Source organism: Novosphingobium sp. G106 (genome assembly GCF_019075875.1).
Taxonomy (GTDB): Bacteria; Pseudomonadota; Alphaproteobacteria; order Sphingomonadales; family Sphingomonadaceae; genus Novosphingobium.
Genome location: NZ_JAHOOZ010000001.1, coordinates 3851297 through 3869471, shown reverse-complemented (window position 1 = coordinate 3869471; position 18175 = coordinate 3851297). Strand labels below are relative to the sequence as shown.

Here is an 18175-nt window from a genome sequence, read left to right as displayed (position 1 = left end):
CGGAATCCACCCGGTTTTCGCCGGACCGACAATCCGTTAGACTGCCGTCAGGAGTTTTGCCGATGCTGGAAATGCGCCCTGACTGCGAACGCTGCGGCACCGATCTGCCCGCCGAGGCGCCCGGCGCGTTCATCTGCAGCTTCGAGTGCACCTTCTGCGCCGAATGCGCCGATGCGCTCGACGACCGCTGCCCCAATTGCGGCGGCGAACTGATGGACCGGCCGGCGCGGGCGAAGCAGCATCACGCGAAGTCGCCGCCGTCGACCGAGCGGAGGTTCAAGGGATGAGCGAAGTCTCGCTCAGCGATCCGCCGCGCATCCTATCGATCGCGGGGTCGGACAGCTCGGGCGGGGCGGGCATCCAGGCCGATATCAAGACGATCACGATGCTCGGCGGCTATGCCATGACTGCGATTACCGCGATCACGGCGCAGAATACCACCGGTGTCGCCGCGGTCGATGCACTCTCGCCCGAAATGGTCGCGGCGCAGATCGACGCCTGCACCGGTGACATCGGTGTCGATGCGGTGAAGATCGGCATGCTGGGCTCGCCGGCGATCGCGGCGGTGGTGGCCGAGCGGCTTGAAGCGCTGGGCGTGCCCGTCGTGTTCGATCCGGTAATGATCGCCAGCAGCGGCTCGCTTCTCGCCAGTGCCGAGACGATCGCCGGCTTCGAGCGGCTGATGGCGCTGGCCACGCTGACGACGCCCAATGTCGCCGAGCTTGCCGCGCTCGGCGGCGATGCCGGCATGGCGGCGCGCGGCGTCGCCTATCTCGCCAAGGGCGGCGATGCCGAAGGCGACGTGGTGGAGGACCGGCTGGTGCTGCCTCGGCAGCAGGCCGTGGTCTGGCAGGCCGCGCGCATCGTCACGCGCCACAACCACGGCACGGGCTGCACGCTGTCGAGCGCGATCGCGACCCTGCTCGGCAAGGGCATGGCGATCGAGGCGGCGGTGACCGAGGCCCGCCAGTTCGTCCGCGCCGCGCTGGCCGCGGCCCCAAGGCTGGGCCACGGGCACGGCCCGCTGGGGCATCACGCGGTCAGGTAGCGGTCAGCATTCCAGGTCGTAGAATTCCACGATCTTGGCCCAGGCCTCGTCGGCGGTCTCGACCCAGTGGAACAGGTCGGTGTCGTTCTCGTTGATCACGCCTTCCTCGGCCATGGCCTCGAAGTTCACCACCCGGTCCCAGTATTCGCGGCCGAACAGCAGGATCGGGATCGGCTGCATTTTGCCGGTCTGGATCAGCGTGAGCAGCTCGAAGAACTCGTCGAACGTGCCGAAACCACCGGGGAACACCGCGACCGCGCGGGCGCGCAGCAGGAAGTGCATCTTGCGCAGCGCGAAGTAGTGAAACTGGAACGAGAGATCGGGCGTGACATAGGGATTGGGCGCCTGCTCGTGCGGCAACACGATGTTGAGCCCGATCGTGTCCATGCCCGCTTCGATCGCACCGCGGTTGGCGGCTTCCATGATCGACGGCCCGCCGCCCGAGCAGACGACGAACTGGCGCATGCCCTTCTCGACGATCGCGCAGGTGCTGGCGATGTGGCCGAGCTTGCGTGCTTCCTCATAGTACTTCGACTTGGCGATCAGCCGCTCGACCACTTTCGTCCGCTCGGGCGTGGTCGCAGTGGCGCGCACGGCCTCGCAGTGCTCGGGAGAGGGAATGCGCGCCGAGCCATAGACCACCAGCGTCGAGCCGATATTGGCTTCCTCGAGCAGCATCTCGGTCTTCAGCAGCTCGAGCTGGAAGCGCACGGGGCGCAGCTCCTCGCGCAGCAGGAAGTCGGTGTCGCTGAAGGCGAGCTTGTAGGACGGGCTTTGCGTCTGCGGGGTGGTGTGCTCCTTCGCTTCGGCGAAAGAGGCTTCCTGCTCGGCCTTGTAGAACCGGCGGTTGGTGAGTTTCTTCTCTTCTTCGGTCATTCGTTCTCCAATGGCCCGGCGAGCCTCACCCTGTCGAGATAAAATGGCGCCGCTTTGTCAGGTGAACCTTAATCAGACTGCGGCTAAGCTGCTTCCATGCATGACATTTGCGACACTATGCAGGGGCTCTGACGATGGCGACGCGCGAAGATCTGCTGGCGGCCGCCGCGGCGCTGGGCACGCCGCTCTACGTCTATGACATCGATGCCGTTCGCGCACGCCTGGCACGGCTGCGCGAGGCTTTCGGTAGCCAGTTCGGCATCAGCTTCGCGATCAAGTCGAACCCCAACCTCGCGCTGCTGCGCAGCCTCGCGCCGCTGGTCGATACTTTCGACGTCAGCGCCTTCGCCGAAGTCGAGCGCGCGATCGCCGCGGGCTGCGAGGCCGAGCGGATCACCTTCTGCGGTCCCGGCAAGCGCGCCGAGGAAGTGCGGCGCGCGGTGCGACTGGGCATCGGCTATCTCGTAGTGGAATCGCTGCATGAAGCGCGCCTCGCCGACCGGTTCGCCGGCGAGCTCGGCTGCCGCCAGATCGTGCTGCTGCGGATCAATCCCGCGACGAGCCCACGCGCTTTCGGCGTCAACATGTCGGGCAAGCCCAGCCAGTTCGGCATCGACGAGGAAGAGATGGAAGCTGCGATCGACGCAGTCGCGGCGCTGCCTCACCTCGATCTCGTAGGCTTTCACATCTATTCTGGCTCCAACAGCCTCTCGGTCGAGGGGCTGGCCGAGAATTTCGTCATCCTCTCGGACATCTTCCGCCGGGCCGTGGCGCATTGTGGGCAGAGTCCCCGCAAGCTCATCTTCGGTGCCGGGTTCGGCGTGCCCTACCTGCCGAGCGACGAGGAACTCGATCTCGCGGCGCTGGCCGATCAGGTCCTGCCCGGGATCGCGGCGCTACGTGCCGAAGCCGCTTTCGCCGGCGCGCGGCTGGAGCTTGAACTCGGCCGCTGGCTCGTCGGGCCCTGCGGCTGGCTGCTGTCCTCGATCATCGGCGCCAAAGCGAGCCGCGGCACCGAGATCCGGATTTGCGACGCCGGGTTCAACAACCACCTCGCCGCCTACGGCATGATGGGCTCGGTCATCCGACGCAACTGGCGCATCGCCAATCTTTCGAACCCGAGCGGCGAGACCGGGCGCTATACCGTCGTCGGCCCACTGTGCACGACGATCGATACGCTGGCGACCAAGCTGGAGCTGCCCGTCGCCACGATCGGCGACGTCATCTCGATCGAGAACTCGGGTGCCTATGGCCTGACCTCGAGCCCCACGCGCTTCATCAGCCATCCCGAGCCGCGCGAGGCGCTGCTCGAAGGGGGCAGGCTCACCGATGCCAGCGAGAGCCTGCTCAACCACTGGCGCCTGGCCGACAATTAGGTCCTGATTCGGCGCCTTCGCGCACCCCCGAGCCTTACCTCCGTAGTTTCCCGGGATTGCCGTCGCGGCCGCGGCGGGGTCTGGGCGCGCTAAGCGAATGTTTACCTTGTTTCGCTAGGGATTTCCTCAGGGAGGAGCTCGTCCTTGGAGCTGGAACGCCGCCAATTCGATCGGGATAACGCAGCCATTGCAGCGGCTTGCCGCGTGCGCGGCATCGCCTATCGCGCCGAACTGAGCGAAGTGTCGCGCATCGGTTGCTGCGCGGCCATGGCGCCGGACATCGCCCTGCCGGGCGAACGGGTGCTGCTCCAGCTGGGCCAGATGCTCGTCCTGCCTGCGGTTGTACGCTGGGTGTCCGGCGGCAGAACCGGTCTGGAATTCGCCAATCCGCTGCATGGTGCGATGCTGAATCAGTACGCGCACCGGCAGGCCGAAGGTCCTCATGGGCATAACTAGACGTAATTTGCTTGTCCGGTGGGTCTCCACGGGGCGCGCATTAACCGGAAACCAAGGTTGGAGCTGTCAATGCGTGCGGACGTGACCACACCCGATTCCTCCAACGGCTCTTTGCGGGGCTGGCTCGGCCGCCGGTCGGGCGCAGAGGCGCCGCCTCAGGGCAAGGCCGCCTTGTTCAAGGAGGCGCGCCGGCAATTGCTCGACGCGATCTGCGATTTCCTGATCGACAACGATCTGGTCGTGTCGCCCGAGAACCTGCTTGCGGCGCATGGTGCCTTTACCGGCGGCAATCCGGGCCTCGCGCGGCAGATAACCGCCAAGCTCCAGGCCGGCGACAAGATCACCCAGGAGTGGCTCGATGAGGCCACCGCCAACCACGTCGTCGAGCGCAAGGACCTGGCGATCGACCGGCTCATCGGCAAGCTCGAGCAGAACCTCGACGCTTTCACCAAGAGCTCGAAAGCCGCCCGCAACGCCACCTCCGAGTACAACGAGCACCTCGAGCAGCACGTCGTCGAGCTCGAGCAGCATGTCGAGGATCCGGCCCAGATCATCGCGGGCCTGGCAGACCTGACCAAGGAAATGGCCGCCCGTACGCGCAAAGTCGAAGAGGCGATGCGCAAGAGCGAGGATGAAGCCAAGGCGCTGCGCCGTCACCTCGACCGCGCCAAGCGCGATGCCGAAGTCGACCACCTGACCGGCCTGCCCAACCGCCGCGCCTTCGAGGCGCTGCTCGACAAGCACTACCGCGAGGCCCAGTCGGCGGTCGACGCGCTGAGCGTCGCCTTCTGCGACATCGACCATTTCAAGAAGGTCAACGACACGCACGGCCACGATGCCGGCGACCGCGTGATCCGGCTCATCGCCGAATCGCTGCGGCGGATCACCAACGACAACTGCCATGTCGCGCGCCACGGCGGCGAGGAATTCGTCATGCTGTTCCGCGGCCTGTCGACCAAGGAAGCCAAGCAGCGGCTCGACGAGGCCCGCGAGGAACTGGCTTCGCGCAATCTGGTCAACCGCCGTACCGACGAAGCCATCGGCCAGATCACCTTTTCGGGCGGGGTCGCCAACGTCTTCGGCTTCAGCGATCCGCGTGCCGCGCTCAAGGCCGCCGACGAGGCGCTCTACAAGGCGAAGCAAACCGGCCGGAACCAGGTCCTGATCGCCTGACGACGCCTACTTCGCGGTTGCAGGCACGAGGCTGCGCCACGGGACAGCGCGCATGATCAGCAGCACGACTGCGATGGCCACGGTATCGGCCATCCAGTCGCGCCAGTCGCAATCGCGATGCAGCGCCGGGATCGATTGCAGCACTTCGATCATGGCCCCGGCGAAGGACATCCGCTCGAGGATTCGCCGGTCGGGCGCGTCGCGAAATCCCAGCCGGGCAAAGAAGGTCAGCACTGCGAAGGCAAGAACATGCTCGGCCTTGTCGCCGAACACGTCGATCGGCAGCTTGGGTGGCCGCGGCGACAGGGCCATGAACAGCGCGAAGGCCCAGAGCACGAAGAAGAAGAACCGGAAGTGGAGTTCCCTGAGCATACCGGTCTTTCTCTTCCCCGCAGATCGGACATCCGATTCGCGCAGGGGCGCGTAACGGGCGCGACCTGTCGCTAAGCTGACTGCGCGCGGCCATGCGCCATCTTGCCGATGCCGGAAAGCAAAACCCCGCCCGGATCGCTCCGGACGGGGTCTCGTATCAGGTCAGGCGGTCTACGCTATCAGGCGTAGCGCACCGAAACCGACTGCCGGCGGCGCATCGCCGCGCCGGCAAAGCCGATGCCGACGATCATCATCGCCCAGGTCGCGGGCTCGGGAACCGCCGCTTTGACGAGGTTGAACGAGGCCTTCACCAGGCCGGGCTTGTTGCCCAGGCTGGTGCCGAAGCTGCCGTCAAAGCTGGTGTCGCCGAGCGTGATGTCGAGCTGGCCGCTGTTGCCCGAGCCGAACAAGATGCTCACCGGGCTCCACTTGACGAAGCCGTCCGAGAGGATGCCGATCGTGCGGGCATAGGTCTGGCCGCCAACGCTGCCAGCCGCGCCGGCCGGATTGGTGAACAGGAAGTCGACGACGATGCTCTGCTTGATCAGATCGTCCCACTCGACGCTGCCTTCGGGCGTGCTGATGTTGAACAGGCCGATCGGCGAAGCGCCGCTGGTGGTCGAGAACGAACCCGAGCTGGGCGAGACGTCGATTTCGAGGCCGCCGTTCGACTGGCCGCCCGGGAGGAACGAATCGCCGTAGTACTGCGAGACGGTGAAGGTGCCGTCGATCGGGACCACGGCCAGCGCGGCCGAGGGAAGAGCGAAGGCGCCCAGAGCGACGCTCAGCAGATAAGCTTTCTTCATACGTTGTAGCCCCTTTTCGTTAGTTTTGGACATTGGCGATTGTCATAAATCCTTAACGGCCGATAAGGATGTTCGCCGGGGCGTGCAACTGCCTGTTGGGGATAAAGTGCCAAAAATCAACGGCCTGTTCCGATTTGGCACAGCGTTGGGTGAAGTTGCTATCGAGCGTGATCGTTGGGCTATCGCGTAGTCGTTAGCTATCGCAGAAATCTGCGGAAGCGGGGTGGTTGCAAACCATTGGCGCGGTATAGGAACACTGCCCCGGAGGCATTCGATGGTTCCTGGCGCCCGGTCCGGCAAATGGTGGTGAGAACGTGAAAGCCAAAATGTACTCCTTCCTGCGCGACGCCCAGAGCCACTTTCCTTTTCTCCGGCCGCTGAAGTTCAACACCTACAATCTGGGGACCCGCCTGTTCGGCATGCGGATCGACGATGAGTTCCGCTTGCTTTCGCGCATGAAGGTTGGCCTCGCGCTCGATATCGGGGCCAACTGGGGGCAAAGCGTCTGGGCGCTCAAGCACGTGGCAAAGCCGCAGCGGATCGTCTGCTTCGAGCCAAACTCCGGATTGTTCGGCCGCCTGGACCGGACTTTCCGCGACGATGCGACGGTCCAGGTCGAAAACTGCGCGCTGTCGGATCAGCCCGGCAGCTTCGATTTGTACATCCCGAGGTACCGCAACTACGTCTACGATGGATTGGCCTCTCTAAGCTACGACGAGGCCAGGTTGTGGCTGAACAGCGACCGGGTTGCCGATTTCAAGCCGCATCTCCTGCACGTGGAGCAGGAGAAAGTGGCCGTGCGCACGCTGGATCCCTACGGCTTCGATCCGGATGTCGTGAAGATCGACGTCCAGGGCGCCGAACTGCTGGTAGTCAAGGGCGGCATCGAGACGTTCCGCCGCAATCAGCCTCTGATGATCGTCGAAGCTCCGAGCACGGAACTGGTCGAACTCCTCGCCGGCATGGGCATGAAGGCCTATCATTTCGACGGCAAGACGCTTTCCGCCGACTGGGCAAAGAGCAAGAACACCGTGTTCCTGTCGGACGCGCGCAGGCAGGAAATCGGTTTCTAGGGCCTCGATCGGGAAGGCGCTTAGGCCAGAGCCTTGCGATAGGCCGCGAGCAGGGGCTCGACCTGGTGGTTCCAGCTGAGTTCCTGCTCGACGCGGGCGCGACCGAAGCTGCCCATCGCCGCACATCGTTCGGGGTCGGCCAGTAGCTCGACGATCTTGTCCGCCATGTCGATCGGGTCGTTGGCCTTGGCATAGAGCGATGCTTCCCTCGCCGAGAAGCGACCTTCGGTGACGTCGAACTGAACCATCGGCTTGCCGAGCGCCATGTACTCCATGATCTTGTTCATGGTGGACTTGTCGTTCATCGCATTGACCCGGTCGGGGTTCACGCCCAGGTCCATGGTCGAGAGAACCTCGAAGAGGTCCTTGTCGGGCGCGCGGCCGGTGAACGTGATATAGTCGTCGAGGCCTTGGTCGCTGACCAGTTTCTTGAGGTCGGCCAGGCTTGGCCCGCCGCCCACCAGGCAGAACTGGATATCCTCGCGGCCGAGCCCGCGGACGATATGCGCGGCGGCGTCGACCAGCAGGTCGATCCCCTCCTGGTCTCCCATGACGCCGACGTAGCCTACGAGATACCGGCGCCCGTTGCGCCACTTCGGTTCGGGCGGCACCTGCTTCAGCCGGCTGAGATCGGGCCCCGACCGGACCACGAAGACGTCGTCCGGCTTCATTCCGCCGCGCTCGATGGCGATCTGCTTGTAGCTCTCATTGGTGGCGATGGAGACCTTCGCGGACTTGAAGGTGAGCCGTTCCATGAAGCCCAGCAGCTTCCAGAACGCGCCGCGCTTGCCGAACTTCGCCTCGTAGAGCTCGGGATTGATGTCGTGATGATCGAAGATGTAGCGCACGCCGAGCAGCTTGAACGGCAGGGCCACCAGGAAGATGAGATCGGGCGGATTGCAGCCCTGAATCACGTCGAGCCCGCGTTTGAAATAGATCTTCCAGGCCAGCAGGGTCTCCCAGAACAGGGCGGCGCCATATTCGACGAGGAAGCCCAGCGCACCCTGGGCATCGAGCGGCAGCGGGTGGCGATGGATGTGGACATTCTCGAGAAATTCGTAGCGCTTCTCGTAGCCCTTGCCGGTCGGGCAGATCACCGACACGGTGGCGCCTGCCGCGGCCAGCGTGCGTGCCTCCTGCCAGACGCGCCGATCGAACGGCAGCGGCAGGTTCTCGACGACGATGAGCACGCTCTTGCCGGCCAGCGGCTGGCCCTCGATGAACGTGGGAAACGCGTGCTCGGCAACCGGCCCCTCGGGCATCTTCATGCGATCACGCTCACGTCGATGATCCTGGCACCCGGCAGGTCCAGCGTCTGGGCAATCTTGTTGGTTGCAACCACCAGAGCATAGCCACCCGCTTCGGCGGTTGCCTTGTCTACCAGCAGGGTGTCGATCGTCGGCAGGTTGGCATAGGCGTAGCCCAGGTTCTGGCCGATAAGGCTGTCGCTGGTGAGCGACGGGTCGTAGATTTCGAGATTGAAGCCGGCATCGAGCAGCCGGCGCGCCATGTCGACCGCGGGGCTTTCGCGCAGGTCGTCGGTTTCGGCCTTGAAGGCCAGGCCGACCAGCAGCACCTTGGCACCGGGTTCGAGGCCCTGGACGACCTGCTTGAACTGGTGATGCTTGTGCGCGTCGTTGCTGCGCAGCAGTGCGTCGACGACATGGGTATTGGCGCCGACGTCGGCGGCGATGTGCTGGAAGGCCCGAACGTCCTTGGGCAGGCACGAACCGCCGAATGCGTTGCCGGGCCGCATGTAATAGGCCGAGATGTTCAGCTTGGTGTCCGACACGAAAATTTCGTGAACCTGCCGCGCCGAGATTTCGAGGTTCTGGCAGACCCGCCCGACTTCGTTGGCGAAGGCGACTTTCAGCGCGTGCCAGCTGTTGTCGATGAACTTGGTGATCTCCGCTTCGCGGATGCCGACGTGGAACACGGGCGCCTCGATGCCGGTGTGGAGCTGATCCATATTGGGCGAAGGCGCACCGTCCATCGTGCCGATGACGATTTTCGGCGGGTGGAAATAGTCCTTGATCGCGGTCGCCTCGCGCAGGAATTCGGGATTGTAGACAAGCTCCACCACCCGATCCGTGCGGTCACCCAGGAACGAGCGGAAAATCGGCTCGATCATCAGCTGCGTCGTGCCTGGCCGCATGGTCGAGCGGTAGGCGACGGTTAGCGGCGTCGCGCGGTCCGGCTTCAGGGCGCTGGCGATCGAGCGCGTGACCTGCGCGATGAAGCTCATGTTGTGGGCGCCGTCGGCGCCGCTCGGCGTGCCCACGCAGACGATCGCGATATCGGCTTCGTCGAGGTGGCTGCCGACCTCGGTGGCAGCGTCGAGGCGGCCTTCGGCATGCGCTGCGGCCAGAAGCTCGTCGATCCCCGGTTCGCGGATCGGCGAGAGCCCGGCCTTGATCGTCTCGACCTTCTTGGCGCTGACATCGATGCCGACGACGCTGTGTCCCTGGCTGGCGATGCAGGCGGCTGCGGTGCAGCCGACGTAGCCCAAACCGAAAATAACTATCTTCACTGCTGCTCCGCCTGAATATGAAGCGCTAACCCGACGATGCCGCGCCACAGAAGTCGAACCGCATGAGCGAGCGCAGCGAGGCGCGCCGATCTCTCGATCCGTTCATCTTCGCTGCGCCGCGGCAAGTCAATCGGCACCCACGACCCCCATAGGCCACTTGTCCAAACGATGCGTTACCGGGCGGGTTCCAGCCGGCCATGTCCCGATTTGGGGGCCGGCGCATGAAATTAGGTTCTCTCTATCGTCGGCGGACGCAATTGTGTAGCGGTAGGGTTCACCGGCAGGCTGAGGGCCGGGCATGAGGGTAATGGGGACTAAGCCTATGAAACGAGGTATTTCGCTGCTGGTGCTGGGCCTTGCGCTTGCTTCCTGCGGCAAGGGGGAGGACAAGCAGGCGCCGAAGGGCCAGGTCGTCGCGACGGTCGACGGCAAGGAAATCACCGCTTCCGAGCTGCGCATGGAATTGCAGAGTGCGCCGAGCGACCCCAATCTCGCTGCAGCGGCACAGAGCGCCGCCCTCCAGGGTCTCGTCGCGCGCAAGCTGCTGGTTGCCGAGGCCAAGCGGCGCGAACTCGACAAGTCGCCGCTCGCCGCCATGTTCCGCGCCCGCGCCGAAGAACAGGCCATGGTCCAGCTGCTGCAGATGAACATTGCCAGCGGCGTGCCGAAGGTTTCGGACGATGAGGTCAAGGATTTCGTCAGCTCGCATCCGGCTACCTTCTCGCAGCGCCGCCTGATCTCGGTCGATCAGCTGTTGGTCCCGAAGATCGACATGAAGGTGGTCAAGCAGATGGAACCGCTGAAGACCATGCCGGAGATCGAGGCCCTATTGAACAACAACAAGGTTCAGTTCGTGCGTTCGGCTGCCGTCCTGGACACCTTGAACCTTAATCCCGATGTCGCGACCAAGGTCGCCAGCATGGGTGTCGACGAGATCCTCGCCCTGCCGAACGGCAGCGGGGTTCAGGTGGCGCGGATCACCAGCACGCGGATAGAGCCGCTTGCCGGCGAGGAGTCGCAGCGGATCGCGCGGCTTCTGCTGATGCAGCAGCGCGGCGCCACGCAGGTTCGCCAGGCCATGGAAGAAATCGTCAAGGCTGGTCAGTCGAAGGTCCACATCAATGCGGACTATCAGGCCAAGAAGGCGCCTCAGGCTCAGCCGCAACCGGCTGCGCCCGGAAAGACGAACTGAGCGAGGTGTGGGCCGAGGGAGGGAATGGACCAGACGCCGCAAGTGCGGGAGCCCGACCGTGAGCCGGGCTCTAGCGACGCGGTTGCGCGTGCATTCATCTTTTGGCGGGCAAATGTTTCATCGCGAGACGAGGGGGTGATCCAGGCTGGGCAGGGGCCCGGGACGCTTGGGTCAGGGGCAAATTTGCAGTAACGGGAACGACATGGCGACCAACCAATGGCTAATTGCTGACGATTATCGACGCAGGACTACCCTGCTCGGGCTGCTGTTGGCGGGTGCTGCAAGTGCCCCGGCCTGCGCACAGACGGTGTCAGGGCCGACCACTGAACTGTCGTTCACCGCACAAGTGCGCCACGACAGCAACATCGCTGCGGGCGGCACGCCTGGCCTGAGCGCCTCCGACGACCGCTTGAGCATCGGTACGGCGATAAGGCTGACACGGCCCTTCGGGCGTAACAGCGTCTCCGTCGATGGCTTTCTGGGCTACGATTTCTACCGCCGCAATACCGACCTCAATGCCGAGCGAATCTCGTTCGGCGCCGATGCGGAATTCGACGTCGGGTTCTGCCAGGTGGGCCTGAGGCCGCACGTCAATCGTCAGCAGAGCAATCTTTACGATCTCTCCGTCGTCAATCTTCCGGGCATCGGCAGCGTCCGCAATATCGAGACGACGCAAACCTATCGGGGCGAATTGCGCTGCGGCAACGCGTTGGGGATTCGGCCGCTCGTCTATTATGAGCGCACCTGGGGCAACAACAGCAACGCGGTGCGCAAGCTCGATAACTATCGCGGCGAGACCGTCGGCGGCGGCCTGAGCTACAGCAATCCCGTGATCGGAAATTTCGACGTTTCGGTCGAGCGGACAACGCTGAAGTACCCCAACCGCAACTTGCTGGTCGGGCTTTCGGGCTATCGCTTGGACCAGCTTAAGCTGGCCACGTCGCGCAACATCGGAGCGGTGCTGACGGCGGATGGCTTCATCGCGTTCAGCCACGTCAAGCCGGAGAGCAACCTGGCGCCCTCCTATAGCGGCATGTCCTGGAGCCTGGGCCTTACCATGGTCCCGACCACCAATCTGCAATTGCGAGCCAACCTGTCGCAGCAGATCGATCCCTCGTTGAACAACAATGCACTCTATTCGCGCAATCGGGACTGGGGGCTTTCCGGGACCTACCAGCTTGGCCCGAGGACTTCGGCAGGCCTCTCTTTCGCCCGGAACGAACGCTCCTTCCGCGGGGCCTTGCCCGTGTTCGGCCCGCCGTTGACCAACGACAGCGTCAACCGGATTTCAGGTCGCTTCGATTTCACGCCAAACCAGCGGCTGAGCGTCGGCCTCGAAGTCGGACATGAGCGTCGCAACGCAAATGGAACCTTTTACGACTATCGCAATACCTTCGTCGCAGTGAACACCCGGTTCACGTTGGGTGCTTAATAGGTGCAGCATGACTAGAAGCCTTTCACGATCGTTTGCTTTGGTGGGTGCTCTCCTGGCGCTCATCCTCGGTGTCGTTCCGGCCGCCGCTCAGTCCGCTGCGCGCCCGATCAATCGCGCGTCCCCGGTTGCGCCGGTTGCGGCGCCTGCCGCAACCCCTGCGGCGCCCGCCCCGGCGGCCGCTGCTACGGACGACGGCTATGTCCTCGGCGCCGGCGACGTCGTCGAGGTGAGCGTCCTCGGCCGCGAGGAATTTCACCCGCGCGTCCAGGTCCAGGTCGACGGCACGATCCAGCTGCCCTACCTGCATTCGGTCAAGGCGGCCAACCTCACCGTGATCCAGTTCCGCGAGCAGGTGAACAAGCTGCTGCGCGATGGCGGCTTCTATACCGATCCCGTCGTCAATGTGGCCGTAGTCAGCTATGCCAGCCGCTACGTGACCGTGCTGGGCGAGTTCGGCAACCCCGGCTTGGTCCCAGTGGATCGGGTCTATCGCGTGTCCGAGATTCTGGCCCGCGCCGGCGGCGCCAAGCCTTCGGCGGCCGACGACATCCTGCTGCGCCGCGCGGACGGCAAGGAATTCCGCCTGCCGGTGACCGACGTCGCACGCGGCGGCGCTGCCGAAGACCCTTACGTTCAGCCCGGCGACAAGCTGTTTCTGGCGGCTGCGCCGATCTTCTACGTCTATGGCCAGGTCGGCGCGCCGGGCGCCTACAAGGTCGAGCGCGGCATGACGATCCGCATGGCGCTCGCGCGCAGCGGCGGTCTGACCCAGCGTGGTTCGGCCGGCAAGATCTCGGTCTATCGCAATGGCCAGAAGGTCAAGGCGACGATGGACATGCCGCTTACTGAAAACGACACGATCTTTGTCGGAGAGCGTTTCTTCTAAAGTACGCCGTCAAGGATACATATCATGAGTCCCATTCAGTTCCTCCGCATCCTCTGGGCCAGGCGGATCATCCTCGTCATCGCCATGCTGAGCTGCATCGTGGCGGCCGTCCTGGTCGGAACGATGCTGCCAGCGCGCTACAAGGCGAATTCGCGGGTAATGCTCGATATCGTCAAGCCCGATCCGGTCACGGGCGAGATGATCTCGTCGACTTTCGCGCGAGCCTACGTCGGCACCCAGATCGAACTGATCAAGGACTATCGCATTGCCGGCCGGGTTGCCGACATGCTGGGATGGACGTCGTCGCCTCAGATGGCTGCAGCCTATGCCCACCGGTCGGCAGACGATACGCGTGATTTCCGCCGCTGGGTGGCGCAGCGCGTGATCGACGGCACCGATGCCCGCCTGATCGAAGGCAGCAACATCCTCGAGATCCAGTATATCGGTTCGACGCCCGAGCAATCGGCGCAAGTGGCCGACGCGGTCCGGCGCGCCTATGTCGACCAGGCAGTAGCGTTCAAGCGCGAGGATGCCGTCAGCAACGCGGACTTCTTCCGCAAGCAGACCGAGCAATTGCGCGATCAGCTTCGCACTGCGGAAAAGCGGAAAACGGATTTCGAGACGGCCAACGGGGTCTTGCTCGATTCCCAGAACAATGATCAGGAAAGCCTGCGCCTTGCCGCCCTGGCCGGTGCGGGCCCCTCAGTATCGGCACCCATGATAGCCCCGGCCAATCCGGTTGCAGGGCAGCTTGCCCAGGCCGATGCTGCCATCGCCAGTGCGGAAAGGGTGCTCGGTCCGAACAATCCTGACCTTCTCAACATGCGGCGTCAGCGCGACGCCATCGCGGCCTCGGGTCGTGCCGCAGCCGTCACGATGTCGGCCGGTCCCAACATCGCCGCGATCTATGGCGCCCAGCAGGCCAAGGTGCTTGCGCAGCGCGGCAAGGTGGATGAGGCGCGGCAACTGGCGACGGACGTTTCGGTTCTGCGCGACCAGTACCAGAAAGCTGCTGTGCGCATGGCCGAACTGCAGCAGCAGAGTCAGGCCAGCGACATGGGCTTCACGATGCTCGGCAACGCCGTGGCGCCGGAATCGCCGGACTTTCCCAAATGGCCGCTGCTCATTTTCGGTTCGTTCGCCCTGGGTGCTGCGCTCGGCATCCTGGTGTCGCTCATCGCCGAACTGATCAGCCGCCGCGTCCGCGGGATGGAAGATCTGCGTTACCACAAGGTGCCCGTCCTCGGGATGATGACGACTACGGATGCGGCGAAAAAGCGTAGGGCTCTGCTGGAACGGTTTCCGTTCCTGACTAGCCGGCCGGGAGCGGAGCAGGCGTGATGGACGATTTGACTTCCTCCGAGTTTTCGCCCCCCGGTGGTTTCGACGGATCGAACCAGGCGGCCGACACGCCCGCCTCGGGCTTCATCTTCGGCAGCAAGCTGACCCTGGTGACCGACCCGGACTCGCTGATGGCGGAATCGCTGCGCTCGCTGCGGACGGTCCTGCTGACGAACCATTTGCAGGAAGGGCGCCGGTCGCTGGCGATCTGCTCGCCTTCCGACGGTACCGGCTGCAGCTTTCTCGCGGCGAACCTGGCGGTGGGTATGGCCCAGATCGGCGTCAACACTCTGCTGGTCGACGCCAATCTCCGCAGCCCGGGCATTCACGAGTACATTCAGCCGGTGGCCCCGGTAAGCGGCCTCAGCGAATGCCTGCGTGACGACACCTTGCCGGCGGGCCAGGTGGTCAATGCCATCCAGCCTTGCCTGTCGGTGATTTATGCCGGCCATCCCGATCCGACCGTGCCCGACCAGATCGGCGGCAACAATTTCAAGTCGCTGATCGGATCGTGCATGCGCGACTACGATCTGACGATCGTCGATACGCCCGCGACCAACCGCTACGCCGACGCCCGGCGCATCGCCTCGGTCGCGCGCTACGCCATGGTCGTCGCCCTGCGCCAGCGGACCTTCGCCAAGGACATCCACACGCTTCTCGAGGAACTCGAGGCGGACCGCACGACGGTGGTGGGTACCTATTTGAATGACTACTGATTCGGCCACCGCGCCTTCGTCAGGTTGGAGTTTGCAGGCAATGCCGTGGTGGCCCTTGCTGGCCGGCATGCTCGCGCTCACCATTCCGACCATCGTCAGTCTCGGCGGCCAGACCTGGTCGACCGAGGCCGGCGCGCACGGACCCATCGTCATCGCGACCGGCCTTTGGCTGCTCTATCATGAGGGCCTGACTTTCGCGCGCGCGCGCGATGCCATGCCGTGGAGCCGGGTGCTGCCCTTGTTCATCCCGGCGCTCCTGATCTATATCTTCGGCCGGGCCTACGACTTCATCAGCCTCGAGGTCTTCGCGCTCTATCTGGTCTTCATCGCGATGTTGCTGCGGTTGTTCGGCTTCGATGAGATCAAAAAGCTCGTCTTCCCGCTGCTCTACCTGGCCTTCGTCATTCCGGTGCCCGGCTGGGTACTGGACCGCGTGACCGCGCCGTTGCAACTGCTGGTCAGCTATTGGGCGGAACACCTGACCGCCTTGCTCGGCTATCCGGTGGCGCGCCAGGGCGTTACGCTCGTCGTCGCCCAGTACGAGCTGCTGGTGGAGGACGCATGCGCCGGCATGAACTCGCTCATTGGCCTGCTCGCGGTGAGCCTGTTCTATATCTACATGGTTCGCCGTGCATCCTGGGCTTACACGCTCACCCTGCTGGCGCTGATTGTGCCCTTCGCCATCCTGGTGAATGTCCTCCGGGTCGTGGCGCTCATCCTCATTACCTACCATTTCGGCAACGAAGCCGCCCAGGGCTTCCTCCACGGAACGACCGGAATGGTCCTGTTCGGCCTGGCGCTGCTGCTGATCTTCGGAGCCGACGTGCTTCTGTCGCGCTTCCTCGGAAAAGGCGAGGCGCGATGAACCGCCGCGATCTCATGGCCGGGCTCGGCTGCGTGGCCGCGCTGGGCACGGCCGAATGGCTCCGTCCGCGCCGGAAGCTCGTGCTCATGCCGAAGGGGGCGAAGCTCGAGGACCTCGTGCCTCGGATGGTGGCCGGCTGGACTTCGGGCCCGACCGACAACATCGTGATTCCGCGGACCGAGGGATCGCTGGCAGCCAAGCTCTATGCCGAGCAATTGGCGCTCGCCTATCACCACGCCGGCGACGACAAGCCCGATATCATGGTTCTGGCTGCCTACGGCGCGGCGCAGAACGACTCGCTGCAGCTGCACCGGCCCGAAGTGTGCTATCCGGCGATCGGCTTCGAGATCGTCGATCGGCGTCTCGTGGATATCCCCGCGGGGGCCGGCAAGACGGTGCCTGCTGTGGCGCTGACCGCGAAGTCGGGTTCTCGTATCGAGGACATCGTCTACTGGACCCGCATGGGCAACGCGCTTCCGCGCACCCTGAGCGAGCAGCGTACCCAGCGCTTCGAAGCGGCGCTGGCGGGGTACATCGGAGACGGCATCCTGTTCCGCTCATCGGCGGTGCGCCAGGGCGAGACGCCGCAGTTCGACAATCTGGTGCTCTTTCTGAGCGAATTGATCGCCGCGCTTCGGCCGGCGGGTCGTCTCGGGCTTCTCGGACAGAACTACGCGTAGGGGCGCGCAAGCGCTCCCCTACGCGAACTACCGGTCATTTGCGGTTCGACAGGCCCAGGACGACCGGAATCGTGTCGTCGGCAAAACGGAACTCGCCAGCGTCGGTCCACCAGGCCTTGTCGCCCTTGGCCTTGAGCGCCGCGGCGACCGCGGTGTTGTGTTCGGGCAGAAGCTGGCCGAAATGATGCTGCGAATAGCGTCCCAGCGAGCGCAGCAGATCGGACGGCATGCTCTTTTCCAGCGCCGCCAACTGCTCTGCGGCCGCAACGCTCAGCCGCTCCCGGAACTCGCTTTCGATATCGCCGGTGGCCACGTCGATATCGGCGGCCGAGACGAGGCTGGTGCCGCGGGCGAGCGCGATGCCCCCTGCTTGCTGGCCGATCAGGTTCACCAGGTAAGGCGATCCGTTGCCGATGACGAGGAGATCGGACGTCGCCTGCTGGTCGAAGGTGACCTGGCCGATGGCCTGCGCGTTGGCGACGATCTGAAGAATTTCCTCATCGCTCATCGGCCCGACCGACATGCCGAGGACGTTGCGCCGAATCGAGGGAATGTGTTCGATGAGCTCGGTCAGGTTCGCCGCGACGCCGCCGATGACGACCTGGACCCGGGCCGAGCGGTCCGAGAGGTTCTTGATGAGATCGGCGACCGATTTCCGGAAACTCGGGGACTGGGCGCGGTCGAACTCGTCGAGGATCAGCAGGATCCGCGTGCCTGCAATCTTCGCCAACGCCTCGCTCAGGCTGGCCGGGGTAAGCGGCCTGTCGCCGAAGGTGTCGGCTAGGCTGCGGCCTTGTTCGGCCTCGATCGAGGTCGGATCATATTCGCGGTGGAACAGCAGCGGGATGTCGGCGGCGGCCGAGCGGAACACCTCGTCGAACTCGCTGTCCTCGCTGCAGGACGTGTAGCGGACCAGATAGCGCGCTTCGCGGGCGAGCAGCGTCAGGATGTGGAGCAGCGAGGTCTTGCCGATGCCGCGGTCGCCGTAGAGCACGACATGCATGCGGCGATCCTCGATTGCTCGAATCAGGCTCCGCAGCAGTTCGCCGCGGCCGGCGAACTGGCGCAGGTCGGACACCGGCTGAGCGGGCGTGAAAGCCAGGCTCATCCGCGAGGCCTTCGGCACGTTCTGCGAATGGGCGTTCACATCGGGCTCGCTCGCGGCGCCACTGAAGCGCGGCACGGTCGAGTTGACGCGATTGCGCAGCAGCTTGGGAACCGGGACGGAGTGGGCTGCCGATCGCGACTTTCTTCTTTTGCGAGAGGGGGGGCGTAGCAACGACCCTAGCCAGGAGGACCAGTTCATGTTTCTCCATTCATAGCAAAAAAGTCACGGGCCAGCCGACGCGT

The 18175-nt window shown here is 64.4% G+C and carries 19 protein-coding genes; 13 read left to right on the top strand and 6 right to left on the bottom strand.

Translation table 11 applies throughout. The features are described 5' to 3' along the window. Window positions 1–62: 62 nt before the first annotated feature. Both KRR38_RS18420 and thiD read left to right on the top strand, forming a co-directional pair. A complete protein-coding gene (locus KRR38_RS18420) occupies window positions 63–287 on the top strand; it encodes a DUF1272 domain-containing protein (protein ID WP_217404310.1) in 225 nt (74 codons plus the stop codon). Further along, a complete protein-coding gene (gene thiD / locus KRR38_RS18415; RefSeq protein WP_217404307.1) occupies window positions 284–1048 on the top strand; it encodes a bifunctional hydroxymethylpyrimidine kinase/phosphomethylpyrimidine kinase in 765 nt (254 codons plus the stop codon). The genes KRR38_RS18420 and thiD overlap by 4 nt, the downstream gene beginning before the upstream one ends. 3 nt (window positions 1049–1051) lie before the next feature. Here thiD and KRR38_RS18410 read toward each other — a convergent pair whose 3' ends face one another. Beyond that, window positions 1052–1924, bottom strand: a complete 873-nt coding sequence (locus tag KRR38_RS18410; protein ID WP_217404305.1) for a TIGR00730 family Rossman fold protein — start codon at window positions 1922–1924, stop codon at window positions 1052–1054. Window positions 1925–2058: 134 nt separating this feature from the next. On the opposite strand from KRR38_RS18410, the gene KRR38_RS18405 reads away from it, so the two are divergent. From KRR38_RS18405 to KRR38_RS18395, 3 genes are all read left to right on the top strand, one after another. Continuing rightward, window positions 2059–3300 (top strand): alanine racemase, encoded by a 1242-nt coding sequence (locus KRR38_RS18405; protein WP_217404303.1) that lies wholly within the window; start codon window positions 2059–2061, stop codon window positions 3298–3300. Between the two features lie 144 nt (window positions 3301–3444). Next, on the top strand, window positions 3445–3756 hold the full coding sequence (locus KRR38_RS18400; RefSeq protein WP_217404301.1) for a PilZ domain-containing protein: 312 nt from the start codon (window positions 3445–3447) through the stop codon (window positions 3754–3756). A 69-nt stretch (window positions 3757–3825) separates the two neighbouring features. Then, entirely contained in the window at window positions 3826–4929 is a 1104-nt protein-coding gene (locus tag KRR38_RS18395; protein WP_217404299.1) for a GGDEF domain-containing protein, read from the top strand. A 6-nt stretch (window positions 4930–4935) separates the two neighbouring features. Here the strand turns inward: KRR38_RS18395 and KRR38_RS18390 are convergent, their stop codons facing one another. Both KRR38_RS18390 and KRR38_RS18385 read right to left on the bottom strand, forming a co-directional pair. After that, entirely contained in the window at window positions 4936–5301 is a 366-nt protein-coding gene (locus KRR38_RS18390) for a hypothetical protein (RefSeq protein WP_217404297.1), read from the bottom strand. 179 nt (window positions 5302–5480) lie between these two features. Then, window positions 5481–6107, bottom strand: coding sequence for a PEPxxWA-CTERM sorting domain-containing protein (locus tag KRR38_RS18385; protein ID WP_217404295.1), 627 nt, complete (start codon window positions 6105–6107; stop codon window positions 5481–5483). A 314-nt stretch (window positions 6108–6421) separates the two neighbouring features. Between KRR38_RS18385 and KRR38_RS18380 the strand changes: the two genes are divergently transcribed. Further along, a complete protein-coding gene (locus tag KRR38_RS18380; protein WP_309141081.1) occupies window positions 6422–7180 on the top strand; it encodes an FkbM family methyltransferase in 759 nt (252 codons plus the stop codon). Between the two features lie 20 nt (window positions 7181–7200). Here KRR38_RS18380 and KRR38_RS18375 read toward each other — a convergent pair whose 3' ends face one another. Together KRR38_RS18375 and KRR38_RS18370 are read right to left on the bottom strand one after the other, a co-directional pair. Then, window positions 7201–8448, bottom strand: a complete 1248-nt coding sequence (locus KRR38_RS18375; protein WP_254514864.1) for a glycosyltransferase family 4 protein — start codon at window positions 8446–8448, stop codon at window positions 7201–7203. Further along, a complete protein-coding gene (locus tag KRR38_RS18370; RefSeq protein ID WP_217404293.1) occupies window positions 8445–9710 on the bottom strand; it encodes a nucleotide sugar dehydrogenase in 1266 nt (421 codons plus the stop codon). Before KRR38_RS18370 ends, KRR38_RS18375 begins: the two co-directional genes overlap by 4 nt. 322 nt (window positions 9711–10032) lie before the next feature. Between KRR38_RS18370 and KRR38_RS18365 the strand changes: the two genes are divergently transcribed. From KRR38_RS18365 to epsI, 7 genes are all read left to right on the top strand, one after another. Then, window positions 10033–10902 (top strand): peptidyl-prolyl cis-trans isomerase, encoded by an 870-nt coding sequence (locus KRR38_RS18365; RefSeq protein ID WP_217404292.1) that lies wholly within the window; start codon window positions 10033–10035, stop codon window positions 10900–10902. Window positions 10903–11104: 202 nt separating this feature from the next. Then, on the top strand, window positions 11105–12334 hold the full coding sequence (locus KRR38_RS18360; RefSeq protein WP_217404290.1) for a porin: 1230 nt from the start codon (window positions 11105–11107) through the stop codon (window positions 12332–12334). A 43-nt stretch (window positions 12335–12377) separates the two neighbouring features. Further along, window positions 12378–13223 (top strand): polysaccharide biosynthesis/export family protein, encoded by an 846-nt coding sequence (locus KRR38_RS18355; protein ID WP_309141080.1) that lies wholly within the window; start codon window positions 12378–12380, stop codon window positions 13221–13223. A 24-nt stretch (window positions 13224–13247) separates the two neighbouring features. After that, the gene (locus KRR38_RS18350) at window positions 13248–14564 is read left to right on the top strand and encodes a chain length determinant protein (protein WP_217404285.1); all 1317 of its coding nucleotides are present in this window, start codon (window positions 13248–13250) and stop codon (window positions 14562–14564) included. Beyond that, entirely contained in the window at window positions 14564–15280 is a 717-nt protein-coding gene (locus KRR38_RS18345; RefSeq protein ID WP_217404283.1) for a CpsD/CapB family tyrosine-protein kinase, read from the top strand. The genes KRR38_RS18350 and KRR38_RS18345 overlap by 1 nt, the downstream gene beginning before the upstream one ends. A 40-nt stretch (window positions 15281–15320) precedes the next feature. Then, the gene (xrtV, locus tag KRR38_RS18340; RefSeq protein ID WP_217404281.1) at window positions 15321–16145 is read left to right on the top strand and encodes an exosortase V; all 825 of its coding nucleotides are present in this window, start codon (window positions 15321–15323) and stop codon (window positions 16143–16145) included. Next, window positions 16142–16825, top strand: coding sequence for an exosortase-associated protein EpsI, V-type (epsI, locus tag KRR38_RS18335; protein WP_217404279.1), 684 nt, complete (start codon window positions 16142–16144; stop codon window positions 16823–16825). Before xrtV ends, epsI begins: the two co-directional genes overlap by 4 nt. Window positions 16826–16859: 34 nt before the next feature. On the opposite strand, the gene KRR38_RS18330 is transcribed toward epsI, so the two are convergent. Continuing rightward, complete coding sequence (locus KRR38_RS18330) at window positions 16860–18008, bottom strand: ATP-binding protein (RefSeq protein ID WP_217404277.1); 1149 nt, start codon at window positions 18006–18008, stop codon at window positions 16860–16862. Window positions 18009–18175: the final 167 nt, after the last annotated feature.